This window comes from Geodermatophilus poikilotrophus (genome assembly GCF_900111455.1).
GTDB lineage: Bacteria > Actinomycetota > Actinomycetes > Mycobacteriales > Geodermatophilaceae > Geodermatophilus > Geodermatophilus poikilotrophus.
In genome coordinates, this window is the sequence record NZ_FOIE01000003.1 from 405,035 (window position 1) to 431,237 (window position 26,203).

The following is a 26,203-nucleotide window of genomic DNA, read 5'->3' on the forward strand; positions in this document are numbered from 1 at the left end:
TGCGGGACGACCACGGCTCGCCACTCGCCGAGGGCGGTCAGCCCTCCGCGGACTCGAGGCGGATCGACACCGAGTTGATGCAGTAGCGGTCGCCGGTCGGGGTCTGCGGGGCGTCGTCGAAGAGGTGCCCGAGGTGGCTGTGGCAGGTGCCGCACAGCACCTCGGTGCGGACCATCCCGTGGCTTCGGTCCTCGCGGAGGACGACGTTGTCGGCGGACGTCGGCTCGTAGAACGACGGCCACCCGCAGTGCGAGTCGAACTTCGTCTCCGACCGGAACAGCTCCGCTCCGCAGGCACGGCAGGTGTAGACCCCCTGCGTCCTGGTGTCGACGTACTCACCGGTCCAGGGCCGCTCCGTGCCGGCCTGGCGGAGGACGGCGTACTCCTCCGGCGACAGCTGCGCCCGCCACTCCTCGTCGCTCTTCGTGACCTTCGGCTGGTTCTGCGCGGTCGTCATGCGCTCAACGGTACGAGCCGCGTGCGTTCCCCGGTCGGGAGCTCGCCGCTCCGTCGCAGCCGGGCGCCGGGCGGCACCCCTGACCCGGGTGCCGGCGCGTCGTCGCGTGCGGCGGAGACTGGACCGGTGCGCGAGCTCCTCGACGACGTCTGGTTCACCCGCGACCTGCCGGTGCTGCGGGCGATCGCCCGCCTGGTCGACGGTCCGGAGTACGGCGGCAACCCCTACCTCGGCCAGGTGGTGCCGGCGAGCGGGCTGCCCAAGCCGGAGGTGACCGCGGCCGCGCGGGCGCTGGTGTCCGCGGGTTACGTGGAGGCGCTGACGAACTACGCCGGGGAGATCGTGCGGTTCACCGGCATCTCCGCGGAGGCCCGGCGGCTGACCGGGCTCTGGCCCACGCCGCAGGGGGAGTGGGACCGGCTGGTGGAGCAGCTCACCGCGCGGGCGGGCAACGCGCCGACCGACGTCGAGCGGGCCCGGTGGCGGGCCCTCGCGGACGCTGCCGTGGCGGTGGGGCCGGACGACGGCGCGCTGCTGATGTCGGCGCTCATCGGGGGGTACGTGCCGCGGGCGCGGTGACGCCCCGGCAACGACAGCGCCCCCGCCCGGAGAACCGGACGGGGGCGCTGTGCTGATCGTCGGATCAGAGCGGGTTGACGTTCGCCGCCTGCGGGCCCTTCTGGCCCTGCTCGATGTCGAACGAGATCCGCTGGCCTTCGTCGAGCGAGCGGTACCCGCTGGTCTGGATGGCCGAGTAGTGGACGAACACATCCGGTCCGCCACCGTCAGGGGTGGCGAAGCCGAACCCCTTCTCCGCGTTGAACCACTTGACAGTTCCTTCGGGCATTGCTCGCTCCTAGCTGAGGTGGTGCATCGGGGTCCTGCCATAGCGCAGGGCCTTCCCGACGGGGACGACCATAGCGGCCGGAGGGCGTCCGGGGGAACGCCGGGCGGGTGCGTCGGATCTTGCGGTGATCCTGCGGCTTCCTCGGTGGCGCCCTGCGGTGCGGACCGGATGGTCGTTCCCGCCGGGACGGACCCGGCCCCGACGGAACGGACTCCGCCATGACCGCCGCCCCGCGCTCCACCGAACCGATCGTCCTGCTCGACGTCGACGACCTCGCCGAGGCCGACCTCGACGCGGACCTGGCCGAGCGGCTGGAGCTGGACGGCCGGGTGTTCCCGCGCCCGGACGCCGCCGGCGCGCCGGCCGACGAGGTCCGGCGGCTCATCGCGGGGGCCGGCCCGCGGCCCACCCCGGCGGACACCGTCTCGCTGGCGGAGGCCATCCGCCGCGGCGGTGCCGCCGCGGTCTCGGTCCACGAGCTCGGGCTCAAGGCCGCGATGCTGGCGGGCTGAGGTCGCAGGTCGGGCGTCGATGCCTCCGCCGGAACGGGGGACAGCCTCCTGGACTGCAGGTCCATGGACGGCTTCCGGGTCGAGCGACGACCCGACGGCCGTGGCGCCCCCGGCGCCCCGACGGCACCGAGATCCGCACCGGACCCAGCGCGGGACCACCCCTGCCCGCCGCAGCCTGGTGCTGCCGCGTTGCTGCGTCAGAGCAGGTGGCCGGGACCTTCGGGGAACGGGCGTCCCCGCGAGGGGACGGCGTAGTCGCCACCAGGCGCCGGGTCGGCCGGCCGGCCGGCCGGGAGCGCCAGCGGCTCCGGTCGCCAGGAGGACACGGTGATGGTCCCGGGCTCGTCCCACGACTCCGCGCTCAGCCGCGCGCGCTCCTCGCGCCACGCCAGCACCGAGCGGTGCCAGCGGCGTCCGCCGACGTCCGCGCCGACCAGGACGGCGATGCCGACGGCCACGGTCAGGCAGGCGTTGGTCACCGCGGTGGCGACGTCCAGCGCGGTCAGCTGCGGCCAGCCGATCGCCTCGATCTGGGCGCCGACGATCTCGACGACGACGTAGAGCACGCCGTAGACCGCGAACGAGACCCGCACCGTGCACCTCCTCCGTCGTGGACCGGACACGTCCTCAACGGCAGGTCGAGGGCGGCGGCGTCGTCCGCGCGGGGGACCATCACCCGTCCGGGTGACCGGTCAGGGCTGCAGCACCTCGTTCCACGGGCGCACCGCCCAGCTGGCGACCACACCGTTCACCACGAACGGGTCGCCGGCGATGAACTCCTCGGCTGCCTCACGGGTGGTGAACACGCCCATGGCCTCGCCGTTCATCGGCTCGTCGAAGGTGCCGACCATCAGCAGGTCCCCGCGCCGCGCGAACTCCTCGACCCGTGCCGAGTGAGCCGGGTAGTTCTCCTGGGCGAGTGGCAGGAAGTCCTCGACCGCGCGGTAGGTCATCACGTACTTCATGGCCGGGCATCCTGGCCCGGCGGGGCGCGCGACCGGGGCGCCCGGGGCGCGGCGACCGTGCGCGGTGCGACTCCCGCGGCCCGGTGTCGTGGCCCTGCGTCCCGGACGTCGCGAGGGCACACCGGCCGGTCCACGTCGGGCGCGGGCCGGCCGTCCGTCGGAAGACCACCCGTTCGGGTGTGAGGGGAGGCGTCTCACCGGGCATGACGTCCACGCCGTCCGCTTCCGCCGGGCGGCTCGCTCGGTCACCACGCCGACGTCACCACCACGACGTCGGCGTCCGACCGTCGGACCACGCGCGGCCCCACCGGGCCGCACCCGCTGCACCCGGGCCGCGACCGCGGACCCGGGACCGACCGTGCCAACCGAGGAGACACCGTGATCTGGAACCTCATCGTCCTGCTGGTCATCGGGCTGGTGGCCGGGCTGATCGCCCGTGCCGTCATCCCCGGCAAGCAGGACCTCAGCATCCTCGCCACCATCGTGCTGGGGGTCATCGGCTCGTTCGTCGGCAACCTCCTCGGCGGACTGATCAGCGGCCGCGGCTTCGAGCTGGGGACGGCCGGGTGGATCGGCTCCATCATCGGGGCCATCGTCGTGCTCGGCGTCTACGTCGCCGTCACCGGTCGGCGGGGCACCCGAGCCCACTGACACGCTGACGCACCCGCTCGCCGGGCCGGCGGAGTGACCCGTGTCCTGTCCCGAGCCCACCGGTCGGCGGCCGCCGACCGACCGGATCGCGAGGTGCCCGCTCGTCCACGAGGACGGGCGGGCACCTCGCCTCAGCGCGCGTCCGGCAGGTCGTCGCCGGGACCGGTCCGCTGCCGGAGGCGCGCCCGCTCGCCGATGCGGGCCCGGACGGCCTCCTCGCTCAGGACCACCTGGACGGTCGTGCCCCGGCCGAGCAGGCGACCCTCGCCGTCGACGGCGGCGCACTCGCAGGTCAGCCGGTTGCCGCGCACCTCGGCGCACCTGGCCGTGACGCGAACGGGGTCCCCGATCCAGCACGGGGCGAGGTGCTCCACCGACAGGGCGCTGCCGATGCCGGCCTCACCCGGCTCGAGGTGGCTGAGCAGCAGCTTCCGGCCGGCCTCCTCGAAGTGCTTGGCCATCGAGTAGGTCGCGTAGACCGGGTGGACCGGGCCGAGCTCGTCGAAGCGGACGGTCATCTCCGGCGTCACCACCACGTCGAGGACGGCGGACGCGCCGACGGGGACGGGTCTCACGCGGGCACCCAGCGGGCGGGTCGCTTCTCGCGGAAGGCGGCGATGCCCTCCTGGCCCTCCTCGCCGGCGAACAGGCGCGCGGACAGCTCCAGCAGAGACGGGAACCGCTCGGCCAGGGGCCCGGTCCGTGCTGCGCGCAGCAATCGCTTGGTCTCGGCCAGGGCCAGCGGGGCGCCCTTGCCGAGCGCCTCGACCTGCGCGGCGACGCAGGCGTCGACGTCCTCGGCGGGGACGACGACGTCCACGAGCCCGCCGGCCAGGGCCAGCGGGGCCTCGAACACCTCGCCGGTGAGCATCAGCCGGTGCGCCACGTTGGGCACCATGCGCGGGAGGACGACGGCGGAGATCACCGCCGGGGCGATCCCGATCCGGACCTCGGTGAAGGCGAAGGTGGCCGCCTCGGCGGCGACCACCACGTCGCAGGCGGCCAGCAGACCCACGCCGCCGGCACGGGCCGGCCCGCGGACGACGCCCACCACCGGCTTGGGCGAGTCCCAGACCGCCTCCAGCAGGGCCGGGAACTCGTTCACGCCCTGGTCCTCGGCGGCGCCCCCGGCCGCCTCGGACAGGTCCATCCCCGAGCAGAACACCCGCCCGGTGTGGTCGAGCACGACCACCCGCACGGACTCGTCGGCGATCGCCTCGGTCAGCGCCGAGCGCAGCTGGGCGCGCATCGCCCGCGACAGCGCGTTGCGGTTGGCGGGGGAGTCGAGCGTCAGCGTGGCGACCCCGCGCCGACGCTCCACCTGCAGGACCCGGTCGCTCATCGGCGTCAGGCGTCGAAGTCGACGGTGACGGCGTCGGAGACCGGCACCGTCTGGCAGGTGAGCACGTAGCCGGCCTCGACCTCCTCGGGCTCGAGGGCGTAGTTGCGCCGCATCTCCACCTCGCCGTCGGTCACCCGCGCGCGGCAGGTGCCGCACACGCCGCCCTTGCAGGCGAACGGCAGGTCCGAGCGGACCCGCTGGGCGGAGTCGAGGACCGTCTCGTCCTTGGGCAGGGCCAGCGTGGTCGAGCGGCCGTCGAGGACCACGGTGACCTGGCTGCTGGGACCGGTGACGGTCTGGTCGTCGCCGCGGACCGGCTGCGGCGGGACGTCGTCGACGTAGAAAAGCTCCTGGTGCACCTTCTCCGACGGCACACCGAGCTCGGCGAGGAGGTCCCGGGCGTCGCTGACCATGCCGTGCGGGCCGCACAGCCACCAGTGGTCGACGCGCTCGACCTCGACCAGGTTCTCGACCAGGGCGCGCAGCCGGGCGCCGTCGAGCCGGCCGGTGGTCAGCTCGGCGTCGCGCGGCTCGCGGGACAGCACGTGCACCAGCTGCAGGCGGGGACCGTAGGCGTCCTTCAGGTCGGCCAGCTCGTCGGCGAACATCACCGTGTTGGTGCGGCGGTTGCCGTAGAACACGGTCACGGTCGACTGCCCGTCACGCAGCACGCTGGCGGCCAGCGACAGAGCCGGGGTGATGCCCGAGCCCGCGACGACGAAGACGTGGTCGGCCGGTGCCGACAGGTCGGCGGTGAACGTGCCCGACGGCGGCAGCACCTCGATCGCGTCGCCCGGCCGCACCTCGTGCACGAGGTAGGAGGAGAAGAAGCCGCCGGGGACCTCGCGGACGCCGACCCGTGGCGCGGCGCCCACCGGCGCGCAGATGGAGTACGAGCGGCGCTCGTCCCGGTCCCCGTCGACCCGGCGCAGCGTGAGCGCCTGACCGGGCTGGAAGCGGTAGTCCTCGGCGAGCTCCTCGGGGACGTCGAAGGTGACCGCGACCGCGTCGTCGGTCAGCCGCTCGACCCTGGCCACCGTGAGCGGGTGGAACTGCGGCCGTCGCCGGGGTCGGGCGGGGGCCTCGGCGGGCGCGGTCATCAGATCTCCTTGAAGTGCTCGAACGGCTCGCCGCAGCGGCGGCAGCGGCGCAGGGCCTTGCAGGCGGTGGCGCTGAACTCGCTCTGCTCCACGGTGTCGGGGGAGCCGCACTGCGGGCAGACGGCGGTGCGGCGGGTGGGCCCGAGCTGCAGCGGGATGGGGCCGGGGGAGCGGACCGGTGCGGTCCCGGGCGGGGCGATGCCGCCGGCGGCGAGCTTGCGGCGGCCGTCCTCGCTGATCCAGTCGCTCGTCCAGGCGGGGGAGAGCACCGTGCGGACGTCGACGTCGTGGAAGCCGGCCGTGTGCAGCGCGTGCAGCAGGTCGGCCCGCATGACGCCCATCGCCGGGCAGCCGGAGTACGTGGGCGTGATCTCGACGACGACGGTGCCGTCGTCCTCCCTGCGGACGTCGCGCAGCACCCCGAGGTCGGCGAGGGTCAGCATCGGCAGCTCGGGGTCGGTCACCGTCTCGGCCACGGCCCGGGGATCGGTCGGAGCGGTCCGCGGCAGCGTCACGGCGGTCACCAGGTCGCCGCCGGGTGCTGCCGGGCCAGCCCCTGCAGCGTGTCGAGCAGCTCGGTCAACTCCGGCCCGTGCTCCCCGAGACGGCCCCGGGGCCCGGTCTCGGCGGGCCACTCCGGCACGGAGAGCGTGGCCCGCTGGAGCACCTGGGTCAGCACGTCGCGCACCTCGTCGCGGACGCCGGCCGGGTCGACGGCGACCCCGGCTGCGGCCAGCCGGGTCTCGACGTCGGTCGCCGTGAACAGGTCGGCCAGCAGCGGCCACACCGCCGCGACGCCGTCCTGGGCGCGGCGGTGCGACTCCTCGGTGCCGTCGCCCAGGCGCAGCACCCAGCGGGCGGCGTGGTCCCGGTGGTAGGTCAGCTCCTTGACGCCCTTGGCGGCGATCGCGGCGAGGACCGGGTCGCGGGAGTCGCGCAGCCGGGCGAAGACCGCGAGGCGGACGGTCGCAGCCGCGAGCAGCCGGAGCATCGTCCGGGCGAAGTCACCGTTCGGCGCCTCGACGAGCGCGGTGCTGCGGAACTCATCGGCGTCGCGGAAGTAGGCGAGCGCGTCCTCGTCGGGGATTGAGTCGGTGGCCAGGTCGCGGGAGCGGCCGAGCACGCCGACGGAGCCGGCGCGGGCGAGCAGCAGCCGGGCCTGACCGAGCAGGTCGAGGCCGATGTTGCCGATCGCGACCTCCTCCTCGAGCTCCGGCGCGTTGGTGATCCACTGCGTCAGGCGCTGGGCGAGCACGAGGGCGTCGTCGCCGAGCATCAGGCAGTAGGCGCCGAGGTCGGCGGGGTCGATGCCGTCGGGGACGGTGGTGTCGACGCCGGCCAGGGGCTCGTCGAAGCCGGTGCCGAAGGCCCAGTGGCCCTCGTCGTCGTGGGCGTTGGACAGCGCCTCGTAGACGGTCTCCTCGTGCATGGTGACTCCCGTGGGTGGCCCCCTCCCAGGGGTCCCCGCGCCGAGGTACGAGGTGCGGGGGAGGAAGGGGGTCCTCTTTCAGATGTGGGGGACGTTCTCGGGGATCTCGTAGAACGTGGGGTGCCGGTAGACCTTGTCGCCGCTGGGGGCGAACAACGGGTCCTTCTCGTCGGGGCTCGAGGCGGTGATGTCGGCGGCCCTGACCACCCAGATGCTCACGCCCTCGTTGCGCCGGGTGTAGAGGTCCCGCGCGGCGTCGATGGCCATCTCGTCGTCCGGGGCGTGCAGCGAGCCGACGTGCACGTGGTTGAGCCCCCGCTTGCCGCGGACGAACACCTCGTACAGCGGCCAGTCGCGCCTCACGGCCCGGCGGCGGGGCTCCACCGGCACCTCGGGGCCGGTCGGGATCGCGCCGTGCCCGCCCTCGGCGGTGACGGTGCCCGTCGGCTCGACCCCGCCCTCGTTCCGCTCCCCGGTCGCCGGCGCTCCCCGGGTCGTCGCCCTCGCGTCGGGGGTGCTCACGCGACGGCTCCCTCGTGCTTGCGGGCGTAGGCCGTGGCCGCCTCGGTCACCCAGGCGTTGTCGTCGCGGGCTGCGCGCCGGCGGGCGAGGCGGATGGCGTTCATCGGGCCCTGGCCGCCGACGACCCGCTTGAACTCCTCCCAGTCGAGCTTGCCGAAGCGGTAGTGGCCGGTCTCGGGGTCGAACTCGAGCTCCGGGTCGGGGAACGTGACGCCGAGGACCTCGGCCTGCGGGACGGACATGTCGACGAACTTCTGCCGCAGCTCGTCGTTGGTGTGCCGCTTGATGCCCCAGGCCATCGACTGCGCGGTGTTGGGGCTGTGCTCGTCAGGGGGGCCGAACATCATCAGCGTCGGCCACCACCAGCGGTCGACGGCGTCCTGCACCATCGCCCGCTGCTCGTCGGTGCCGCGCATCATCGTCATCAGCAGCTCGTAGCCCTGCCGCTGGTGGAAGGACTCCTCCTTGCAGATGCGGATCATCGCCCGCGCGTAGGGGCCGTAGGAGGAGCGGCACAGCGGCACCTGGTTGCAGATCGCCGCGCCGTCGACCAGCCACCCGATGACGCCGACGTCGGCGTAGCTGAGCGTCGGGTAGTTGAAGATCGAGCTGTACTTCTGCTTCTGCTCGACCAGCTTGTCGGTCAGGTCCGCGCGGTCGGCGCCGAGGGTCTCCGCGGCCGAGTAGAGGTACATGCCGTGGCCGGCCTCGTCCTGCACCTTGGCCAGCAGGACCGACTTGCGCCGCAGGCTGGGGGCGGCCAGCAGCCAGTCGCCCTCGGGCTGCATCCCGATGATCTCCGAGTGCGCGTGCTGCGCCACCTGCCGGATCAGCGTCTTGCGGTAGCCCTCGGGCATCCAGTCCCGCGGCTCGATCCGGTGGTCGGCGGCGAGCGTGGCGTCGAACTGCTCCAGCAGCGCGGCCTCGTCGGGCGCGGGCCGTTCCAGGGTGGGCGCGGACATCTCGTCCCCTCGGGGGTGTGACGGCGATCCATTTACTGACCGGACGGTCGGTAATCAGTGTGCACGATGCCGGGCCGCCGCACAAGTCCGCACCGACGAGTTCCTGCAGGGGCTTGACAGGCCCGGCCCGGGGGAGTTGATTACCTGACCATCCGGTCGGTATTTGGAGCGATGCCCTCCGCCGACCGTCCGGCGACGACGCTCAGGACCACGGAGGCCTCCGCCATGACGGCTGTGACCAGCGAGCCCACCCGGCGCCTGGGAGCTCCTCCCGACCCGGACCTCCTCGACCCGGCGGAACGGCTGTCCGGCGAGGAGCTGCGCGCCCTCCAGCTCGAGCGGCTGCGGTGGACCCTGCAGCACGCCTACGAGAACGTGCCGCACTACCGGCAGGCCTTCGACGCGGCCGGCGTGCACCCCGACGACTGCCGGGAGCTCGCCGACCTGGCGAGGTTCCCCACCACCAGCAAGGCCGACCTGCGGGACAACTACCCGTTCGGGATGTTCGCCGTCCCGCAGGACCGGGTGCGCCGGGTGCACGCCTCGTCCGGCACGACCGGGCGGCCCACGGTCGTCGGCTACACCGAGCGCGACATCGGCACCTGGGCCACCGTCATGGCCCGTTCCATCCGGGCGGCCGGCGGTCGGCCCGGCGACAAGCTGCACAACGCCTACGGGTACGGCCTGTTCACCGGCGGGCTGGGCGCCCACTACGGCGCGGAGGAGCTGGGCTGCACGGTCATCCCGGTCTCCGGCGGGATGACGCCACGCCAGGTCCAGCTGATCACCGACTTCGAGCCGAGGGTGATCATGGTGACGCCCTCGTACATGCTCACCGTGCTCGACGAGTTCGAGAAGCAGGGCCTGGACCCCAGGGCCAGCTCGCTGGAGATCGGCATCTTCGGCGCCGAGCCGTGGACCGAGCAGATGCGCCGGGAGATGGAGGAGCGCGCCGGCATCCACGCCGTCGACATCTACGGCCTGTCGGAGGTGATGGGCCCCGGCGTCGCCCAGGAGTGCGTCGAGACCAAGGACGGCCTGCACGTCTGGGAGGACCACTTCTACCCGGAGGTCATCGACCCGCTCACCGGCGAGGTGCTCCCCGACGGCGAGCAGGGCGAACTGGTGTTCACCTCGCTCACCAAGGAGGCCATGCCGGTCATCCGGTACCGCACCCGCGACCTCACCCGGCTGCTGCCCGGCACCGCCCGGCCCGGCATGCGGCGCATGGAGAAGATCACCGGCCGCACCGACGACATGATCATCCTGCGCGGGGTCAACCTGTTCCCGACCCAGATCGAGGAGATCGTGCTCCGGACCCCGGGTCTCTCCCCGCACTTCGCCCTGGAGCTGACCACCCGCGGCCGGATGGACCACCTCACCGCCCGGATCGAGGCCCGCCCCGACTGCCCGGCCGAGCGCCGCTCGGTCGCGGCCGCCGAGGTCGCCAAGGCGGTGAAGGACACCGTCGGCACCAGCATCGAGGTGGTCGTCGTGGACCCGGAGACCCTGGCCCGGTCGATGGGCAAGCTCAAGCGGCTCTACGACCTCCGTGAGCGGACAGGGGCGTGACCTCGACCGAGAACGGCTCCCGGGTCCGCCGCGGCCGCCCGGGTCACTCGCTGGACTCGCTGCTCGACGTCGCCGTCGCCGTCTTCAACGAGCGCGGCTACGACGCGACGAGCATGGAGGAGCTGGCCGCGCGGCTCGGCGTCACCAAGTCGGCGATCTACCACCACGTGTCCAGCAAGGTCGAGCTGCTCCGGCTGGCACTCGACCGGGCCCTGGACGCGCTGTTCGCCGTCACCGAGGAGCCGGGCGCCACCAGCGGGCCGGCCATCGACCGCCTCGAGCACGTCGTCCGCGGCTCGGTGCGCGTGCTCGCCGCCGAGCTGCCGTTCGTGACCCTGCTGCTGCGGGTGCGCGGCAACTCCCCGGTCGAGCAGGCGGCCCTCCAGCGACGTCGTCGGTTCGACCGCGTCGTCACCGACCTGGTCCGCGCCGCGGAGGAGGAGGGGGACGTCCGCCCCGACGTCGACCCCGCCATCACCAGCCGCCTGCTGTTCGGCACGGTCAACTCGCTGACCGAGTGGTACCGGCCGGACGGCGGCCTGTCCGCCGACGACCTCGCCGACGCGCTCGTCGCCACGACCTTCCAGGGCCTGCGCGCCCGCCCGTCCTGATCCACCCTCCGCCGAGGAGTCCCCCGATGACCGCACCCCTGCTCCAGAGCTACGTCGCCGGCCGCTGGTACACCGCACCCGACGAGGGCACGCCGATCGCCGACGCCGTGACCGGGGAGACCGTCGTCCGGATCAGCAGCACCGGCCTCGACGTCCCCGCCATGCTCGACCACGCCCGCACCGTCGGCGGACCGGCGCTGCGCGAGCTGACCTTCCACCAGCGGGCCGGCCTGCTCAAGCAGCTGGGCCTGCGCCTGGTGGCCGCCAAGGACGAGTTCTACGCCCTGTCCCGCCGCACCGGTGCCACCGACCGGGACAGCGCGGTGGACGTCGACGGCGGCTTCGGGACCGTGCTGTCCTACGCGAGCAAGGGCCGCCGCGAGCTGCCCGACGACACCGTCGTCCTCGACGGCGCGGTCGAGCCGCTCGGCCGGGGCGGCACCTTCGTCGGCCAGCACCTCTACATGCCGCTGCACGGTGTCGCCGTGCAGGTCAACGCCTTCAACTTCCCGGTCTGGGGGTTCCTGGAGAAGCTGGCGCCGGCCTTCCTCGCGGGCGTGCCGACGATCGTCAAGCCGGCCAGCCAGACCGCCTACCTCACCGAGGCCGTCGTCCGGGAGATCGTCGGGTCGGGCCTGCTGCCCGAGGGCTCCCTGCAGCTGCTGGCCGGCAGCGCGACCGGCCTGCTCGACGGGCTGGCCGGCCAGGACCTGGTGTTCTTCACCGGCTCGGCCGCCACGGCGCGCAAGCTGCGCAGCTCTCCCGCGGTGGTGGCCAACTCGGTCCGGTTCAACGCCGAGGCCGACTCGCTCAACTGCTCCGTGCTCGGCCCGGACGCCACCCCGGACACCCCCGAGTTCGACCTGTTCGTCGAGCAGCTCGTCACGGAGATGACGGTGAAGGCCGGCCAGAAGTGCACCGCCATCCGCCGCGCGTTCGTCCCGCGCGACCTGGTGGACGACGTCGTCGAGGCGACCCGGGACCGGCTGGCGGAGGTGGTCGTCGGGGCGCCGGACGCCGAGGGGGTCCGGATGGGTGCCCTGGCCAGCCTGGACCAGCGCGAGGAGGTGCTGCGCGCGCTCAAGGCGCTGCGCGGCGTCGCCGAGCTGGTGGTCGGCGATCCCGAGCACTTCGAGGTGGTGGGTGCCGACCGCGACCGCGGCGCGTTCCTGCCGCCGATGCTGCTGCGCTGCGACGACCCGGCCGCCGCCGAGCCGCACGACGTCGAGGCGTTCGGGCCGGTCAGCACGGTGCTGCCCTACGACGGCGTGGCGCAGGCCGTGGAGCTCGCCGCGCGCGGCCAGGGCAGCCTGGTCGGCTCGGTGGTGACCCACGACCGGGAGTTCGCGCGGGAGTTCGTGCTGGGCGCCGCCCACGCGCACGGCCGGATCCTGGTGCTGGACCGCGACGACGCGGGGGAGAACACCGGGCACGGCTCGCCGCTCCCGGTGCTGGTCCACGGCGGCCCGGGCCGCGCCGGGGGCGGCGAGGAGCTCGGCGGCATCCGCGGCGTGCTGCACCACATGCAGCGCACCGCCGTCCAGGCCTCGCCCGACATGCTCACCGCCATCGGCGGACGCTGGGTCGCCGGGGCCGAGCGCCACGACGACGGCGTGCACCCGTTCCGCAAGTCGCTGGCCGAGCTGCGCATCGGCGACTCGGTCACCGTCGGCCCGCGGACGGTCACCCTCGAGGACATCGAGCACTTCGCCGAGTTCACCGGCGACACCTTCTACGCCCACATGGACGAGGAGGCCGCCCGCGCCAACCCGCTATTCGGCGGCCGGGTGGCGCACGGCTACCTGCTCGTCTCGTTCGCTGCCGGCCTGTTCGTCGACCCGGCCCCGGGACCGGTGCTCGCCAACTACGGCGTGGACGACCTGCGCTTCCTCACCCCCGTCAAGCCCGGGGAGGAGCTGACGGTCACGCTGACCTGCAAGCAGATCAGCCCGCGCGGCGGCGCCGACCACGGTGAGGTCCGCTGGGACGCCGTCCTGGTCAACGCCGAGGGCAAGCCGGTGGCCACCTACGACGTCCTCACGATGGTGGCCAAGACCTGGCCGCCGGCGTCGGCCCCCTCCTGACCGGACGAGAACTGCACACTCGCCGCCCGGGGGCGCCGGAACGGCGCGAGTGCGCAGAACTCGCCGACGGGGCGGGGTCGGTCAGGCGGCGGCCCAGCGGATCGGCAGCCGCTTGACGCCGCGCTGGAAGGTCGACCGCAGCAGCGCCGGCGGCCCGTCGAGCTCCAGGCGCTCGGTCCGGCGCAGCAGCTCGCCGAAGAGCGCGCGCATCTGCGCCCGGGCCAGCTGCCCCCCGAGGCAGAAGTGCGGCCCGTGCCCGAACGAGAGGTGCGGGTTGGGGGCGCGGCGGACGTCGAAGCGGTCGGGATCGGCGAACACGGACCCGTCGCGGTTGGCGGACGTGAAGGACACGACGACCTTGTCCCCGGCGCCGATCCGGACGCCGGCGAGCTCGACGTCGCGGGTCGCGGTGCGGCGGAAGACCATGACCGGCGTCCACCAGCGCAGCATCTCCTCGACCGTGCCCGGCAGCAGGGACGGGTCGCTGCGCAGCACGGCCAGCTGCTCGGGGTGCTGCAGCAGGGCGATCAGCCCACCCGGCAGGCCGTTGCGCAGGGTCTCGTTCCCGGCGACGGCGAACAGCCAGAACATGTTCTGGAACTCCGCGTCGCCCACGCGGCCGCCGCCTTCGTCGACCTGGGCGAGCAGGATCGACATGACGTCGTTGCCGGGCGCCCGCCGCTTCTCCTCGGCCAGCAGCCGGGCGTAGGCGTAGAGATCTGGCATGCCGGCCCGGGTCCGCGGATCGGGCATGCGCCCGTCGGCGTCGGGGACCGGCCGCAGCGCCAGCGCCTCCCGTGCCATCGCCGTTCCACCGGTGCCGTCGAAGGCGGCCGACGTGGCGTAGTCGGGGTCCTGCCAGCCGATCACCCGGTTGGACCAGTCGAACATCAGCCAGCGGTCCTCGGCCGGCACGCCCAGCACGTCGGCGAGGGTGAGCAGCGGCAGGTCGGCAGCAACGTCCTTCGCGAAGTCGCACCGCCCCTCGCGCGCGCCGTCGGTCATCCGGTCGACCAGCCGTGCCGCCGTCACCTCGATCGCCTCGGTCAGCGCTGCCACGGCCCGGGGCGTGAAGGAGCGGGTGAGCAGCCGCCGCAGCCGCGAGTGGTCCGGCGGGTCCGTGTTCAGCATCATCCGGCGCACCCACCCGAGGTCGGCGGCGTCCCGGACCTGGGTCGCGCCGAGCCACGAGGAGAACGTCGTCGGGTCGCGCAGCACCCGCTCGACGTCGGCGTGCCGCAGGACGAGCCAGAACCCCGGCCCGGCCGGCTGACCGTGCAGGGCGGGCTCGTCGACCCACGCGACCGGCGTGTCCGCCCGCAGCCGGTGCAGCAGGTCGAACGGTGGGCCGTCCTCGTAGGTCGCCGGGTCGACGAGGGCTGCGGTGTCCACGGGTCCGGCCGTCATCGCGCCTGCCTCCGGCTCAGTCGTAGGTGTGGAACCCGCGCCCGGTCTTGCGGCCGAGCTCGCCGGCGGCGACCTTGTCGCGGAGCAGTTGCGGCGGGGCGAACCGCTCACCGAGGGTCCGGTGCAGGTACTCGGCGATCGCCAGCCGGACGTCCAGCCCGACGAGGTCGGTGGAGCGCAACGGGCCCATCGGGTGGCGGTAGCCCAGCTCCATGGCGGTGTCGATGGCCTCGGCGTCCGCGACGCCCTCCTCGAGCATCCGGATGGCCTCCAGCCCCAGCAGCACGCCGAGCCGGGAGGAGGCGAAACCGGGCGAGTCCTTCACCACGACGTCGGTCTTGCCGAGCGCACGCACCCATCCACCGGCGGTGCCGACCAGCTGCGGGTCCGTCTCCGGCGCGACGACCACCTCCACGAGCTTCGACGCCGGCACCGGGTTGAAGAAGTGCAGGCCGAGGAACCTGGCCGGGCGCTCCAGCGCCGCGGCGAGCTCGGTGACGGACAGGGAGCTGGTGTTCGTGGCCAGCACCGCGTCGGCAGCGACGGCTGCCTCCGCGGCCGCCAGGACCTCGGTCTTCAGGTCGGCCCGCTCGGGGACGGCCTCGACCACCAGGCCGGTGCCCGCGTCGAGTCCGGCGACGGAGTCCAGCAGCGTCAGCCGGCCGAGGACGGTCCCGACGTCCCCGTCCAGCTTCCCGCGGCGGGCGGCCTCCTCCAGTCCGTCGGCGACGCGCCCGCGGGCGGCCGCGGCGGCCTCGTCGCCGGCCTCCACGACCGCGACCCGGGCCCCGGCGGTCAGGAAGGCCTGCGCGATGCCGGCGCCCATGCGGCCGCCTCCGATGACCCCCACCCGGGCCGGGACGGCGGCGCTCACGCGTCCTCCTCGTCGGCGCTCGTCGGCCGGACCGCAGGACCTCGTGCGCACGTGCGCCGACGGTCCGTGCGCACCGTCCCCTCGTGCCGCCGGACGTGCGGCCGACGGCCCGTCACGGCCGCCGGGCGTCGAGCGCCCCGGCCTCGTCCGGGTGCTCGCGCAGGTACTCCTCGTGGGCCTCGGCCACCCGCAGGTTCCTGCCTCGCGTCTCGCCGGCGGCGGTCACCGCGGCGAAGGAGATGACGCAGAGCACCATGATGTAGACGCCGACCGACCCCGACCACCCGGTGGACTGCAGGAGCAACTCGGCGATCATCGGCGCGAAGGCGCCACCGAGGATCGCGCCCAGGGCGTAGCCGATCGAGACGCCGGAGTAGCGGACCGCGACGGGGAACATCTCCGCGTACATCGCCGACATCGGGCCGTAGGACAGCCCGAGCCCGACGGTGAGCAGGAACAGGGCGATGCCGTAGAGCCAGATGTTGCGCGTGTCGATGAGCAGGAACATCGGGATCATCCAGACGAACACCAGGGCGTAGCCGATCTGGAAGGTGCGCACCCGGCCGATCCGGTCCGACAGGGCGCCGCCGTACATCGTGAAGACGAGCCAGCCGAAGGACGCCAGGGTCGTGGCCAGCAGGACGGACGGTCGTGGCAGCCCGAGGGTGGTGCTGGCGTAGGCGATGAAGAAGGCGATCAGCAGGTACCCGGCGGCGTTGTTGGCGATGAAGATCAGTGCGCTGAGGACGACCTGCTTGGTGTTGCGCCGGAAGAGGTCGCGCAGCGGCGCGGAGGACTCCTTCTTCCGGAGGCGCATCTCCTTGAAGACCGGGCTCTCTTCCACGGCGCGGCGGATCAGGTAGCCGATGAGGATGAGCACCACGGAGAGCAGGAAGGGGATGCGCCAGCCCCAGGACTGGAACTGCTCGGGCGTGGTGGTCGTGGACAGCAGCCACAGCACGCCCGTCGCCAGGATCATGCCGATCGGCACGCCGATCTGCGGGTAGGCGCCGAACAGGCCGCGCCGCTCGACCGGGGCGTGCTCGACCGACATCAGCGCCGCGCCGCCCCACTCGCCACCTGCGGAGAAGCCCTGCAGCACCCGCAGCACGATCAGGGCGGCCGGCGCGGCCAGGCCGATCTGCTCGTACGTCGGCAGCAGGCCGATGAGTGCGGTGGCCGAGCCCATCAGCAGCAGCGTGAAGACCAGCATCCGCTTGCGGCCCAGCCGGTCGCCGAAGCGCCCGGCCACGATGGCCCCCAGCGGGCGGAACAGGAAGCTGATGCCGATGGTGGCCAGCGAGAGCACCGTGGCCAGTCCGGGGGAGTCCTCGCTCACCGGGGAGAGGAACAGCGGAGCCAGGACCAGGCTCGCGGCCTGGGCGTAGATGAAGAAGTCGTACCACTCGATGGTGGTGCCGGCGAGGGTGCCCGCGAGGACCTTCCGCTCCTCCGGGGTCGTCGGCCGGCCCGTGCGGGAGGGAGCGTGTGTGGGGAGGGACATGGGAGCTCCGCCGTCGGTGGGTGTCGATTTACTGACCGATGGGTCAGTTGGTGGTGCGACCGTACCGAGGTGTGCTCGGGCGCACAATGGCCTGCCGCCGGGCGCCCGGCACGCCGACCCCTCCGGGGAGTCCTGGTCTCCGGTCGGCGGCTCGCGGAGCCGCGCAGGCCACCGGACGCCGTGTCCTCCCCACGACGCCGGTCGTCGGGCGCACCCCCGCCGGGACGGGCCCGGCGCGGCAGCTCCGGACGGCCGCGCGCGCGTCAACGCAGCGCGGCGCCGACCTGCTGCGCCGACCGGACGACGGCCCGGCCGATCCGCTCGGTGTCGGCGCCCTCGTCGACGAAGACCACCGCCAGGGCGGCGCGGGTACCTCCGTCGGGTCCGAGCACGGGTGCGGCGATCGACCGGACGCCGGGGATCACCTCGCCGTGCGAGCTGGCCCAGCCGACCCGGCGGGCCACCTCGAGGGCCTCGCGGTCACCGGGAGCGGCGGCCTCGGGCATGAGGAGGGCGAGGCCGGGCGCGCCCCGGTCGACCGGGTGCCGGATGCCCGGCCGGTACACGACGTGCGCCGGGGAGTCGTGCGGCTCCACGCTGGAGACGGTCACCGCCTCGTCGCCGGCGCGGACGACCAGGAACGCCGTCATGCGCAGCTCCGCGACCAGGGCGTCGAGACGGGGGAGGGCGGCTGACTGGAGATCGGTCCGGACCCCCCGGGCCAGGCCGAGCAGTCCCAGCCCGAGCCGGTAGTGCCCGGCGGGGTCCCGCTCGACCAGCTGGTGGTCCTCGAGGGTGCGCAGCAGGCGGTAGGTGATCGACCGGTGCAGACCCAGTGCCTGGCCGATCTCGGCGATCGGCTGCGGTCGGCCCACGGCGGCCAGGTGCTCGAGGACCCGCAGGCCCCGGTCCAGCGTCTGCGACTGGGGCGTGCCCCCGCCGTTGGCCTCCACCATCGCCGTCCTCCCGGTGCACTGTGCACTCCAACCCTACGGTCGCCCTCGGCGGGCGCCGGGGCAGCCGGGGGCACGGGAGGGGCACCGCTCCGGCGATCCGGAGCGGTGCCGCGTCCTCGGTGGGCTCAGCCGTCGACCACCGGGGGAACGGCTGCAGGAGGGGGCTGCAGCGGGGGAGACGGCCGGGGACGGCGCGGTCACGGCGCCGGCGCCGGTTCGACGCGGCCGGTGACCTCACCCAGCGCGATCCGTGCGCCCGACGCCCCCGGTGCGGTGGCGGTGAGGGTGACGGTGTCGCCGTCGGTGAGGAAGGTTCGGGTGCTGCCGTCGGCGAGGGTGATCGGCTCCGTGCCGCCCCAGGAGAGCTCGATGAACGAGCCGCGCTGGTCCCTGGCCGGGCCGGAGACGGTGCCGGAGGCGAACAGGTCGCCCGTGCGCAGGGACGCGCCGTTGGCGGTCATGTGGGCGAGCTGCTGGGCCGGGGTCCAGTACATGAGGTCGAACGGCGGGCAGGAGACGAGCTGGCCGTTGAGGCGGACCTCGATGGCGATGTCGAGGCCCCAGGGGTCGGCGTCGGTGTCGTCGAGGTAGGGCAGCAGCGGCACGTCGCGGGCGGGCGGGGCGACCCGGGCGGCCTGCAGCGCGGCCAGCGGGACCACCCACGGCGACACCGAGGTGAGGAAGGACTTGCCGAGGAAGGGGCCCAGCGGCACGTACTCCCAGGACTGCAGGTCCCGGGCGGACCAGTCGTTGACCAGGCAGACCCCGAAGACGTGCTCGCCGAAGTCGGCGAGCGGAACCGGGCGGCCGAGCTCGGAGGGGGTGCCGACGACGAAGCCGACCTCGGCCTCGATGTCCAGCCGCTGGGAGGGGCCGAAGACGGGTGCCCCGTCGGTCGGCTTGCGCTGACCGCTCGGCCGGACCACCGGCGTCCCGGAGACCTGCACGGTGCCCGCGCGGCCGTGGTAGCCGATGGGCAGGTGCTTCCAGTTCGCCGTCAGCGGTGCCGAGTCCGGCCGGAACATCCGCCCCAGGTTCTCCGCGTGGTGTCGGGAGCTGTAGAAGTCGACGTAGTCGGCGACCTCCACGGGCAGGTGCAGCGTCACCGCCGACCGCGGCACCAGGTGCGGTTCGACGGTGCGGCGGTGGGCCTCGTCGGTGAACCACCGGGTGAGCTGCGCGCGCAGCTCCGCCCAGGCCTGCGGCCCGCGGGCCATGAAGGCGTTGAGCGAGCCGGTGGCGTGCACGTCGTCGCCGGTGGCCGCGGCCAGGTCGAGGACGGAGTCGCCGATGGCGACGCCGGTGCGCGGCGCGGTGCCGGTGGTGGAGAAGACGCCGTAGGGCAGGTTGTCCAGCCCGAGACCGGTGCCGGCGGGCAGGTCGAGCCACGTCATGCGGGGGTCCGATCGAGGGAGGGCAGCAGGCCGAGGGAGACGAGGTCGTCGACCGGCTCGAGCACGCTGCAGGTGCCGAAGGAGGTGAGGACGGCGCGGGCGCGGGCGACGCGGTCGGGCGACCAGCCGCCGACGAGGGCCCCGGTGTCGTCCTGGCGCAGCCACCGCTCGGCCGCCGCGGCGGGTCCGCCGGCGGCGAGCGCGTCGCAGGCGGCGAGCAGGTTGAGGAAGCCGTGGTGGGTGGACCCGGTGGCCGGGTCGGTGTGCCGGACCGCGGAGTGGAGGCCGGCGGTGCACTTGAGCGCCACGCCGCGGGCGACGCAGGCGGCCAGGCCCGCCGCGAGCTCCTCCGGCGAGGGGAACAGCGCGGCGCGCACCCCGCCGGTGCGCAGCTTGGCCCGGCGACCCGTGCCGGTCAGCACGTCGAGCACCTCGTCACGGGCCGCGGTGCGGGGCAGCTCGACCGCCGCCGGCACGCCGTCCGGCAGCACGCCGTCGAGCACCCGGACCGCCTCCCGCGCCGTGGCGGCGTCGGAGGCGACCGGCACCTCGACGGCGGCGAGGACCAGGCCGGGGTGCGCGTCGACCCGGGCCGCGGCGGCCGGCAGGTCACCGGCCGCCGCGATCAGCGAGACGCCGAACGGGGCTGCGTCGTCCCCCAGGTGGGCGGACAGCTCGCCGAGCCGGGCGGCCGGCACCACGAACGGCCCGACCAGGTCGCCCAGCCGCGCTCGCAGCTCCCGGTGCGCCGGGACGGCGGCGGCCATCGGCGCGTCCCCGGGCGGGAACAGCGCCGCGTCGTCGAACAGGCCGGCGAACAGCGACCTCACGCCGACGGGCCCCGACCGGACCAGGTCCAGGCGTACTTCCCGTCGTCGACGGCGATGCCGGCCTCGCCGAGGTCCAGCGGGCGGAAGGTGTCGACCATGACGGCGAGCTCGTCGAAGTACTCCACGCCCAGGGAGCGCTCCACCGCGCCGGGCTGCGGGCCGTGGGAGTGCCCGCCGGGGTGCACGGAGATCGAGCCCTTGCCGATGCCCGAGCCCTTGCGCGCCTCGTAGTCGCCGTCGACGTAGAACATGATCTCGTCGCTGTCGACGTTCGAGTGGTAGTAGGGCACCGGCACCGCCAGCGGGTGGTAGTCGACCTTCCGCGGCACGAAGTTGCAGATCACGAAGTTGGCGCCCTCGAAGACCTGGTGCACCGGCGGGGGCTGGTGCACCCGGCCGGTGATCGGCTCGTAGTCGGCGATGTTGAAGGCGTACGGGTAGAGGTGCCCGTCCCAGCCGACCACGTCGAACGGGTGCTCCGGGAGCACGTGCACCGTGCCGGCCAGCCCGCCGGGGCCGGTGCCGCGGTGCTTGACGTAGACCTCGACGTCGGTGCCCTCGGCCAGCAGCGGCTCGGCCGGGGCGCGCAGGTCGCGCTCGCAGTACGGCGCGTGCTCGAGGAACTGCCCGTACCTCGACAGGTAGCGCTTGGGCGGTGCGATGTGGCTGTTGGCCTCGATCGCGTAGGTCCGCAGCGGCTCGGGCCCGGTCGGGACCCAGCGGTGCGTGGTGGTCCGCGGGATGACCACGTAGTCGCCCCGGCCGACGGTCAGCGCGCCGAACGTCGTCTCCAGCGTCGCCGCGCCGCGCTCGACGTAGACGCACTCGTCGCCGGTGGCGTTGCGGTAGTACGGGCTCGGCAGCGACGAGACCGCGTAGGAGATCCGCACGTCGCCGTTGCCCAGCACCAGCCGGCGGCCGGTCACCGCGTCGACCGCCTTGTGCTCCTCGCCGGGGAACAGGTCGTGCAGCTTCAGGTGCCGGGGCACCAGCGGCGCGTTGGGCGTGAGCGTCTGGTCGGGCAGTTCCCACGGCCGGGCGTCGACGATCGCCGACGGGATGCCCCGGTGGTAGAGCAGGGCGGAGTCGGAGCTGAAGCCCTCCTCGCCGACCAGCTCCTCGGAGTACAGGCCGCCGTCGGGACGGCGGAACTGGGTGTGCCGCTTGGGTGTGACCTCGCCCACCTGCCGGTAGAACGCCATGGGGTGCCTCCTCGGTGCGTCTCAGGCCGGGACGGGACTGGGGACGGGGTCGGCGAGCAGCCGGGCCACCGCGGGGGCGACCCGGGCCGGGTCGGTGACCACGGCGGCGGCGTGTCCGTCGGGCCGCAGCACCCAGATCTCGTCGGGCCGGGCGCCGAGCGCCTCGCGCAGCGTCGGCCCGGCGTCGAGGTCGCGGATGCGGTGCACCGCGACCGGCAGGTCGCCGAGGTCGGGCAGGTGCGGCCGGGCGGCGTCGTCCCCGAGCAGGACGGTGACGCCCTCGCGGGCCAGCTGCCGCAGCCGGACGACGTCCGGCCGGCCGGGGACGGTGACCGGGCAGTCGGGCACCAGGACGCCGGGCGCGGGGACGGGGACGTCGCCGCGGGCGGGCCGGCCCGGGAACGGACGGCGCTCATCGGGTGTGGTCAGCGGCGAGTCGACGTACCAGAACGGCTCGGCCAGCCGGCCGGAGTCGACCTCGGCGCGGGCCTGCGGGTCGGTGGCGGCCCGCTCCAGGACGTCCTGGCGGCGGCGGGCCTCCTCCTCGGTGCCGGGCACCAGGAACCGCATGGTGGCGCCGGTGACCTCGATGTTCTCCAGGGCCGCGGCGTGCCGCTCATCGTGGTAGCTGTCCAGCAGCGACTCCGGCGCCCACCCGCGCAGGACGAAGGCGATCTTCCAGGCGGCGTTCTCCGCGTCGAGCACCCCGGAGTTGAGGCCGCGGGCGCCGAAGGGGGAGACCAGGTGCGCGGCGTCGCCGGCGACCAGCACCCGGCCGACCCGCATGCGGTCGACCACCCGGGAGTGGAAGCGGTAGACCGACTTCCACACGACCTCGTAGGGGCGGTCGCCGATGACCTGCCGGATCCGCCGGTCCAGGCCGCCGGAGGACTCCTCGGCGGCCAGGTCGAAGTCCGGCGGCACCTGCCAGTCGATGCGGAAGGTCGAGTCGGGGCAGGGGTGGATGAGCACCTGGCGGCCCGGGTTCCACTCCGGGTCGAAGTAGAACCGGCGCTCGGTCTCCCAGCCGGGCAGGTCGGTCCGGATGTCGCAGATGAGGAAGTGGTCGTCGAAGGTCTCGCCGTCGAAGGTGAGCCCCAGGGCCGACCGCAGGACGTCGCTGCGGGGCCCCGCGCAGGCGACGGCGTAGCAGCCGTGGACGGTCACCCCGTTCTCGCACGTGACGGTCACGCCCTCGCCGTCCTGCTCGATGCCGGTGACCAGGTGCCCCCAGCGGACCTCGACCAGCGGCTCGGCGGCGATGCGCTCGTCGAGCAACCGTTCGGTCTCGCACTGCGAGATGTTGACGAACGGCGGGAAGGGGGACTTGCCGCGGTCGGCGAACCGGAAGCTGAACAGCTCGGCGTCGCGGTGGAAGGTGCGGGCGGTGGTCCAGGTGACCCCGCGGCGGGCGACCTCGGCGCCGACGCCGACGGCGTCCCAGACGTCGAGGACGTCGCGCTGCTGGCAGATCGCCTTGCTGCCGATCACGTCCCGCTCGGGGCGGCCGTCGAGGACGACGACGCGCAGGCCCCAGCGGGCCAGGAGGAGTGCGGTGGTCTGGCCGACCGGGCCGGCGCCCAGGACCAGCACGGGCGTCGTCATCGAGGGCCTCATCCCTGGAGCTCGTCCCAGACCTGGCGGTCGCGCTCGGCGGTCCAGATCACCGGGCGCTCGATGCCGGAGAACTCGTCCCACAGCCGCTGCACGTCGAAGGGCAGGCAGTGCTCGAAGATCGGCCACGCGCCGTACTTCGGTGCCAGGGCCTCGTGGTTGGCGGCGAAGGCGTCCTTGAGGGTGCCGCCGGAGCGGTGCGCCTCACCGACGGTGCGCTGCATGGTGAGCAGGAAGTCGCGGGTCTGCTCGATCGCGGCGTCGACCTGGTCGCGGCCGCGGGCGATGGCGCCGCGGCCGCCGATCAGCTGCTGCGCGCCCAGGGCCTTGACCCGGTCGAGGGTGCCGGCGGCCCAGTCGAAGTGGAACGCGTCGCCGGTGTAGAGCGCGGCCTGGGACTCGACGAGGTCGCCGGCGAAGACGATCTCCTGCTCGGGCAGCCAGGCGACGATGTCGCCCTCGGTGTGCCCGCGACCGAGGAACTCCAGCACCAGCTCGCCGCGATCGCCGCCCAGCTCGATGGTCAGCTTGTCCCGGAAGGTCATCGTGGGCCAGGTGAGGCCGGGGATGGACTCCGGCTCCTCGAACAGCCGGGGCATCCGGCCGTACTCGCTCTCCCAGTCCTGCTGGCCGCGCTCCTCGATGAGGTGCCTGGTCTGCTCGGAGCTGACGACCACCTCGGCGTCGAACGCGCTGGCGCCCAGCACGCGGACCGCGTGGTAGTGGCTGAGCACCAGGTACCGGACCGGCTTGTCGGTGTGCTCGCGCAGCTTCGCCAGCCACCGCCGGGCGGCCACAGGGGTGGCCAGCGCCTCGAAGCAGACGAGGAAGTCCTCGCCCTCGATGGCGCCCAGGTTCGGGTCGCCCTCCGCGGTCAGGGCGTACACGCCGTCGGCGAGCACCTCGAGCGTCTGCTCCTTGACGCCGAGGTCGGCGGACGAAGCGAAGGGCTTGGCTGCCATGGGGAGGGCTCCAGGTGCACTACCGTTCGATAAACGGACCACTGGTTCACTTACTGGTTCGATGGTAGGGCGCGGTGGTGCCCGGCACAAGAGCTGCTGTCCTCCGGACAACGCCGCCCGGGCCGCGCGCAGATGGCCCGGGCCACCGGCGTCGAGCCGTCGTCCGTGCAGGTCGTGGCGCTGCTCCTCGTGGGGATGGCCTGCCCGCCGTGCGCCGTGCACCTCGCGCTGCTGTGCCGTCGTCGGACGTGGGTGCAGCCGGCCGCGGTGTCCGCGGCGGTGGTGGTGGGTCACCCGCTGCTCTCGGACGGCTGGGCCACCACGGAGCGGCCCGCGCCCCGGGAGCGGTGGCGGGTGCCGGGATGGTCGTCGTCCCCGTGTCGGGCCTGGTCCTCGCGCTCTCCGGCCCGGTCTCGGGAGCAGGCGGCATGCGAGGGCGACGGCGGGCTGAGTCGGGCCGGGCCGCCGCCTCGGCTCAGCTCCCGTCGGCGAGGTGCATCCCGGACCGCCCGGCGTCGCGGGTCGCCTCGGACTGCAGCAGGGGGAGGGTCCGCCACGGCACCAGCTGCGAGAGGGCGACCACGCTGGTCGAGCGGACCACGGACGCCGACCTGTTGAGGTCGACGAGGGTCTGCTGCAGGGCCTCGTGCGAGCTGGCGGCCACCCGGCACAGGACGTCCCCGCTGCCCGTGGTGGCATGCGCCTCGAGGACGCCGGGGATGCTCTCCAGGTCCTGTCGGACGTCCTCGATCGCTCCTTGGGCGATCTCCAGGGTGACGAACGCCTGCACACCGAAGCCCGCCGCACGGACGTCGATGTCGGGGCCGTAGCCGGTGATCACCCCGCAGTCCTCCAGGCGCTGCAGCCGCGCGGAGACGGTTCCCCTGGCGACCCCGGTGATCCGGGAGAGCTCGAGGATCCCGGCCCGGCGGTGTTCCCGGAGTGCCGCGACCAGGGCCACGTCGAGAGCGTCGAGTGTTCGTCTGCCCGTCACCCCGGTCCGTCCTCTTCAGCCAGCGCGATCGCGTCTCGACTGGACATCCTGCCCAGCTCGCCTCGTCCTCCGCTGCTCGGGTCAGGCAGTCGGCGCAGGATCAGGAGTGCTGGTTGCGCAGGTCCTCTCCGCTCGTGTCCAGTGGAGCGGACACCCCGGACGCACTGCTGCTGGACGAGAGGGGACGAGCATGAGCCTCGAGCAGGCACTGAACGACGACGAGCGCCTGGCGCAGCTGGATCTCGAGCAGCTGAAGCAGCTCGTCGGGCTGGTGGAGTACGACGCCTCCGGCGACCCCTTCCCCGTCTCGGGGTGGGACGCGCTGGTGTGGGTCGTGGGCAACGCCACCCAGACGGCGCACTTCCACCAGTCGGCCTTCGGCATGGAGCTGGTCGCCTACTCCGGCCCGGAGACCGGCAACCGCGACCACCTCGCGTACGTGCTGCAGTCGGGCGCGGCCCGCTTCGTGGTCACGGGGGCCTACGACCCGTCGAGCGCACTGGCCGACCACCACCGCAAGCACGGCGACGGCATCGTCGACATCGCCCTGTCGGTCCCGGACGTCGACCGGTGCATCGCGCACGCCGCCGCCCAGGGGGCCACGGTCCTCGAGCAGCCGCACGACGTCAGCGACGAGTTCGGCACCGTCCGGCTCGGGGCGATCGCCACCTACGGGGACACGCGGCACACCCTGGTCGACCGTTCCCGCTACACGGGCCCGTACCTGCCCGGCTACGTCGAGCGCCGCTCCACCTACGTCAAGCGGGACGGCGCCCCCAGGCGGCTGTTCCAGGCCGTCGACCACGTCGTCGGCAACGTGGAGCTCGGTGCCATGGACCGGTGGGTCGAGTTCTACAACCGGGTCATGGGCTTCACCAACATGGCGGAGTTCGTCGGCGAGGACATCGCCACGGACTACTCGGCGCTGATGAGCAAGGTGGTGGCCAACGGCAACCACCGGGTGAAGTTCCCGCTCAACGAGCCGGCGATCGGCAGGAAGAAGTCGCAGATCGACGAGTACCTGGAATTCTACGGCGGTCCCGGCGCCCAGCACGTCGCGCTGGCCACGAACGACATCCTGACCACGGTCGACGCGCTGCGCGCCGAGGGCATCGAGTTCCTCGCCACACCGGACTCCTACTACGAGGACCCCGAACTGCGGGCGCGCATCGGCGAGGTCCGCGCGCCCATCGAGGAACTGCAGGAGCGCGGGGTCCTGGTCGACCGCGACGAGGACGGCTACCTGCTGCAGATCTTCACCAAGCCGCTCGGCGACCGGCCGACCGTCTTCTTCGAGCTCATCGAGCGGCACGGCTCGCTGGGCTTCGGCATCGGCAACTTCAAGGCGCTGTTCGAGGCGATCGAGCGGGAGCAGCGCAAGCGCGGCAACTTCTGACGACACCCCGCGTGGT

At 73.7% G+C, this 26,203-nt stretch carries 28 protein-coding genes; 7 read left to right on the plus strand and 21 right to left on the minus strand.

The genetic code is table 11. The annotated features are described in order from the left end of the window. Window positions 1-37: 37 nt before the first annotated feature. Window positions 38-457 carry a peptide-methionine (R)-S-oxide reductase MsrB gene (gene msrB / locus BMW27_RS09440; RefSeq protein ID WP_091442772.1) on the minus strand — a complete coding sequence of 140 codons (420 nt, stop codon included), beginning with the start codon at window positions 455-457 and terminating at the stop codon, window positions 38-40. Between the two features lie 126 nt (window positions 458-583). Here msrB and BMW27_RS09445 point away from each other — a divergent pair, with 126 nt between their 5' ends. After that, on the plus strand, window positions 584-1,036 hold the full coding sequence (locus BMW27_RS09445; RefSeq protein ID WP_091442777.1) for a hypothetical protein: 453 nt from the start codon (window positions 584-586) through the stop codon (window positions 1,034-1,036). A 64-nt stretch (window positions 1,037-1,100) separates the two neighbouring features. Here BMW27_RS09445 and BMW27_RS09450 read toward each other — a convergent pair whose 3' ends face one another. Next, entirely contained in the window at window positions 1,101-1,304 is a 204-nt protein-coding gene (locus BMW27_RS09450; protein WP_012948038.1) for a cold-shock protein, read from the minus strand. A gap of 218 nt (window positions 1,305-1,522) precedes the next feature. Between BMW27_RS09450 and BMW27_RS09455 the strand changes: the two genes are divergently transcribed. Then, window positions 1,523-1,816 carry a hypothetical protein gene (locus BMW27_RS09455; protein WP_091442782.1) on the plus strand — a complete coding sequence of 98 codons (294 nt, stop codon included), beginning with the start codon at window positions 1,523-1,525 and terminating at the stop codon, window positions 1,814-1,816. Window positions 1,817-2,013: 197 nt separating this feature from the next. Here BMW27_RS09455 and BMW27_RS09460 read toward each other — a convergent pair whose 3' ends face one another. Together BMW27_RS09460 and BMW27_RS09465 are read right to left on the minus strand one after the other, a co-directional pair. After that, window positions 2,014-2,409 (minus strand): hypothetical protein, encoded by a 396-nt coding sequence (locus BMW27_RS09460; RefSeq protein WP_091442786.1) that lies wholly within the window; start codon window positions 2,407-2,409, stop codon window positions 2,014-2,016. Between the two features lie 99 nt (window positions 2,410-2,508). Next, on the minus strand, window positions 2,509-2,781 hold the full coding sequence (locus BMW27_RS09465) for a YciI family protein (RefSeq protein ID WP_091442789.1): 273 nt from the start codon (window positions 2,779-2,781) through the stop codon (window positions 2,509-2,511). Between the two features lie 378 nt (window positions 2,782-3,159). On the opposite strand from BMW27_RS09465, the gene BMW27_RS09470 reads away from it, so the two are divergent. Continuing rightward, complete coding sequence (locus BMW27_RS09470) at window positions 3,160-3,432, plus strand: GlsB/YeaQ/YmgE family stress response membrane protein (RefSeq protein WP_091442792.1); 273 nt, start codon at window positions 3,160-3,162, stop codon at window positions 3,430-3,432. A gap of 131 nt (window positions 3,433-3,563) precedes the next feature. On the opposite strand, the gene BMW27_RS09475 is transcribed toward BMW27_RS09470, so the two are convergent. The 7 genes from BMW27_RS09475 to paaA form a co-directional block, all read right to left on the minus strand. Continuing rightward, window positions 3,564-4,007 (minus strand): thioesterase family protein, encoded by a 444-nt coding sequence (locus BMW27_RS09475; RefSeq protein WP_091442795.1) that lies wholly within the window; start codon window positions 4,005-4,007, stop codon window positions 3,564-3,566. After that, window positions 4,004-4,774, minus strand: a complete 771-nt coding sequence (locus tag BMW27_RS09480; protein ID WP_091442799.1) for an enoyl-CoA hydratase-related protein — start codon at window positions 4,772-4,774, stop codon at window positions 4,004-4,006. Before BMW27_RS09480 ends, BMW27_RS09475 begins: the two co-directional genes overlap by 4 nt. Window positions 4,775-4,779: 5 nt before the next feature. Beyond that, window positions 4,780-5,874: a 1,2-phenylacetyl-CoA epoxidase subunit PaaE gene (gene paaE, locus BMW27_RS09485; RefSeq protein ID WP_091442802.1), complete on the minus strand. Its 1,095-nt coding sequence runs from the start codon at window positions 5,872-5,874 to the stop codon at window positions 4,780-4,782. Then, the gene (gene paaD, locus BMW27_RS09490) at window positions 5,874-6,389 is read right to left on the minus strand and encodes a 1,2-phenylacetyl-CoA epoxidase subunit PaaD (protein WP_245743429.1); all 516 of its coding nucleotides are present in this window, start codon (window positions 6,387-6,389) and stop codon (window positions 5,874-5,876) included. The genes paaE and paaD overlap by 1 nt, the downstream gene beginning before the upstream one ends. 5 nt (window positions 6,390-6,394) lie before the next feature. After that, the gene (paaC, locus tag BMW27_RS09495) at window positions 6,395-7,303 is read right to left on the minus strand and encodes a 1,2-phenylacetyl-CoA epoxidase subunit PaaC (protein ID WP_091442806.1); all 909 of its coding nucleotides are present in this window, start codon (window positions 7,301-7,303) and stop codon (window positions 6,395-6,397) included. A 78-nt stretch (window positions 7,304-7,381) separates the two neighbouring features. Next, a complete protein-coding gene (paaB, locus tag BMW27_RS24485; RefSeq protein WP_342707441.1) occupies window positions 7,382-7,825 on the minus strand; it encodes a 1,2-phenylacetyl-CoA epoxidase subunit PaaB in 444 nt (147 codons plus the stop codon). After that, entirely contained in the window at window positions 7,822-8,787 is a 966-nt protein-coding gene (gene paaA / locus BMW27_RS09505; RefSeq protein ID WP_091442811.1) for a 1,2-phenylacetyl-CoA epoxidase subunit PaaA, read from the minus strand. The genes paaB and paaA overlap by 4 nt, the downstream gene beginning before the upstream one ends. A gap of 225 nt (window positions 8,788-9,012) precedes the next feature. Here paaA and paaK point away from each other — a divergent pair, with 225 nt between their 5' ends. From paaK to paaZ, 3 genes are read left to right on the plus strand one after another with little or no spacing between them, the layout of a single operon-like run. Then, the gene (paaK, locus tag BMW27_RS09510; RefSeq protein ID WP_091442814.1) at window positions 9,013-10,359 is read left to right on the plus strand and encodes a phenylacetate--CoA ligase PaaK; all 1,347 of its coding nucleotides are present in this window, start codon (window positions 9,013-9,015) and stop codon (window positions 10,357-10,359) included. Then, window positions 10,356-10,970, plus strand: coding sequence for a TetR/AcrR family transcriptional regulator (locus BMW27_RS09515; protein WP_091442818.1), 615 nt, complete (start codon window positions 10,356-10,358; stop codon window positions 10,968-10,970). Before paaK ends, BMW27_RS09515 begins: the two co-directional genes overlap by 4 nt. 26 nt (window positions 10,971-10,996) lie before the next feature. Next, a complete protein-coding gene (gene paaZ, locus BMW27_RS09520; RefSeq protein WP_091442822.1) occupies window positions 10,997-13,054 on the plus strand; it encodes a phenylacetic acid degradation bifunctional protein PaaZ in 2,058 nt (685 codons plus the stop codon). An 81-nt stretch (window positions 13,055-13,135) separates the two neighbouring features. Here the strand turns inward: paaZ and BMW27_RS09525 are convergent, their stop codons facing one another. The 10 genes from BMW27_RS09525 to BMW27_RS09570 all read right to left on the minus strand — a co-directional run bounded on the left by BMW27_RS09525 (window position 13,136) and on the right by BMW27_RS09570 (window position 24,791). After that, window positions 13,136-14,461, minus strand: a complete 1,326-nt coding sequence (locus BMW27_RS09525) for a cytochrome P450 (RefSeq protein WP_091442826.1) — start codon at window positions 14,459-14,461, stop codon at window positions 13,136-13,138. A gap of 16 nt (window positions 14,462-14,477) precedes the next feature. After that, complete coding sequence (locus tag BMW27_RS09530) at window positions 14,478-15,335, minus strand: 3-hydroxyacyl-CoA dehydrogenase family protein (protein ID WP_091442829.1); 858 nt, start codon at window positions 15,333-15,335, stop codon at window positions 14,478-14,480. A 112-nt stretch (window positions 15,336-15,447) separates the two neighbouring features. Further along, on the minus strand, window positions 15,448-16,839 hold the full coding sequence (locus tag BMW27_RS09535; protein WP_091442832.1) for an MFS transporter: 1,392 nt from the start codon (window positions 16,837-16,839) through the stop codon (window positions 15,448-15,450). Between the two features lie 263 nt (window positions 16,840-17,102). Beyond that, window positions 17,103-17,795, minus strand: a complete 693-nt coding sequence (locus tag BMW27_RS09540) for an IclR family transcriptional regulator (protein WP_091442836.1) — start codon at window positions 17,793-17,795, stop codon at window positions 17,103-17,105. Window positions 17,796-17,992: 197 nt separating this feature from the next. Then, entirely contained in the window at window positions 17,993-19,189 is a 1,197-nt protein-coding gene (fahA, locus tag BMW27_RS09545; RefSeq protein WP_091442838.1) for a fumarylacetoacetase, read from the minus strand. Then, window positions 19,186-20,019 (minus strand): hypothetical protein, encoded by an 834-nt coding sequence (locus BMW27_RS09550; RefSeq protein WP_091442842.1) that lies wholly within the window; start codon window positions 20,017-20,019, stop codon window positions 19,186-19,188. The genes fahA and BMW27_RS09550 overlap by 4 nt, the downstream gene beginning before the upstream one ends. Continuing rightward, window positions 20,016-21,221, minus strand: coding sequence for a homogentisate 1,2-dioxygenase (locus BMW27_RS09555; protein ID WP_091442845.1), 1,206 nt, complete (start codon window positions 21,219-21,221; stop codon window positions 20,016-20,018). Before BMW27_RS09555 ends, BMW27_RS09550 begins: the two co-directional genes overlap by 4 nt. Window positions 21,222-21,242: 21 nt before the next feature. Next, window positions 21,243-22,826: an FAD-dependent monooxygenase gene (locus BMW27_RS09560; protein ID WP_091442849.1), complete on the minus strand. Its 1,584-nt coding sequence runs from the start codon at window positions 22,824-22,826 to the stop codon at window positions 21,243-21,245. Between the two features lie 8 nt (window positions 22,827-22,834). Next, the gene (locus BMW27_RS09565) at window positions 22,835-23,797 is read right to left on the minus strand and encodes an MBL fold metallo-hydrolase (protein WP_091442852.1); all 963 of its coding nucleotides are present in this window, start codon (window positions 23,795-23,797) and stop codon (window positions 22,835-22,837) included. Window positions 23,798-24,272: 475 nt separating this feature from the next. Continuing rightward, window positions 24,273-24,791, minus strand: coding sequence for an Lrp/AsnC family transcriptional regulator (locus tag BMW27_RS09570; RefSeq protein WP_091442854.1), 519 nt, complete (start codon window positions 24,789-24,791; stop codon window positions 24,273-24,275). Between the two features lie 190 nt (window positions 24,792-24,981). On the opposite strand from BMW27_RS09570, the gene hppD reads away from it, so the two are divergent. Further along, entirely contained in the window at window positions 24,982-26,187 is a 1,206-nt protein-coding gene (hppD, locus tag BMW27_RS09575; protein ID WP_091442856.1) for a 4-hydroxyphenylpyruvate dioxygenase, read from the plus strand. The last annotated feature ends 16 nt before the right edge of the window (window positions 26,188-26,203 follow it).

Excerpts from the sequence above, each read along its gene's own strand:
- msrB (WP_091442772.1), bottom strand. The coding sequence starts at position 457 with ATGACGACCGCGCAGAACCAGCCGAAGGTCACGAAGAGCGACGAGGAG.
- BMW27_RS09450 (WP_012948038.1), bottom strand. The coding sequence starts at position 1,304 with ATGCCCGAAGGAACTGTCAAGTGGTTCAACGCGGAGAAGGGGTTCGGC.
- BMW27_RS09455 (WP_091442782.1), top strand. The coding sequence starts at position 1,523 with ATGACCGCCGCCCCGCGCTCCACCGAACCGATCGTCCTGCTCGACGTC.
- BMW27_RS09465 (WP_091442789.1), bottom strand. The coding sequence starts at position 2,781 with ATGAAGTACGTGATGACCTACCGCGCGGTCGAGGACTTCCTGCCACTC.
- BMW27_RS09480 (WP_091442799.1), bottom strand. The coding sequence starts at position 4,774 with ATGAGCGACCGGGTCCTGCAGGTGGAGCGTCGGCGCGGGGTCGCCACG.
- paaE (WP_091442802.1), bottom strand. The coding sequence starts at position 5,874 with ATGACCGCGCCCGCCGAGGCCCCCGCCCGACCCCGGCGACGGCCGCAG.
- paaC (WP_091442806.1), bottom strand. The coding sequence starts at position 7,303 with ATGCACGAGGAGACCGTCTACGAGGCGCTGTCCAACGCCCACGACGAC.
- paaA (WP_091442811.1), bottom strand. The coding sequence starts at position 8,787 with ATGTCCGCGCCCACCCTGGAACGGCCCGCGCCCGACGAGGCCGCGCTG.
- paaK (WP_091442814.1), top strand. The coding sequence starts at position 9,013 with ATGACGGCTGTGACCAGCGAGCCCACCCGGCGCCTGGGAGCTCCTCCC.
- paaZ (WP_091442822.1), top strand. The coding sequence starts at position 10,997 with ATGACCGCACCCCTGCTCCAGAGCTACGTCGCCGGCCGCTGGTACACC.
- BMW27_RS09525 (WP_091442826.1), bottom strand. The coding sequence starts at position 14,461 with ATGACGGCCGGACCCGTGGACACCGCAGCCCTCGTCGACCCGGCGACC.
- BMW27_RS09535 (WP_091442832.1), bottom strand. The coding sequence starts at position 16,839 with ATGTCCCTCCCCACACACGCTCCCTCCCGCACGGGCCGGCCGACGACC.
- BMW27_RS09540 (WP_091442836.1), bottom strand. The coding sequence starts at position 17,795 with ATGGTGGAGGCCAACGGCGGGGGCACGCCCCAGTCGCAGACGCTGGAC.
- fahA (WP_091442838.1), bottom strand. The coding sequence starts at position 19,189 with ATGACGTGGCTCGACCTGCCCGCCGGCACCGGTCTCGGGCTGGACAAC.
- BMW27_RS09555 (WP_091442845.1), bottom strand. The coding sequence starts at position 21,221 with ATGGCGTTCTACCGGCAGGTGGGCGAGGTCACACCCAAGCGGCACACC.
- BMW27_RS09560 (WP_091442849.1), bottom strand. The coding sequence starts at position 22,826 with ATGACGACGCCCGTGCTGGTCCTGGGCGCCGGCCCGGTCGGCCAGACC.
- BMW27_RS09565 (WP_091442852.1), bottom strand. The coding sequence starts at position 23,797 with ATGGCAGCCAAGCCCTTCGCTTCGTCCGCCGACCTCGGCGTCAAGGAG.
- hppD (WP_091442856.1), top strand. The coding sequence starts at position 24,982 with ATGAGCCTCGAGCAGGCACTGAACGACGACGAGCGCCTGGCGCAGCTG.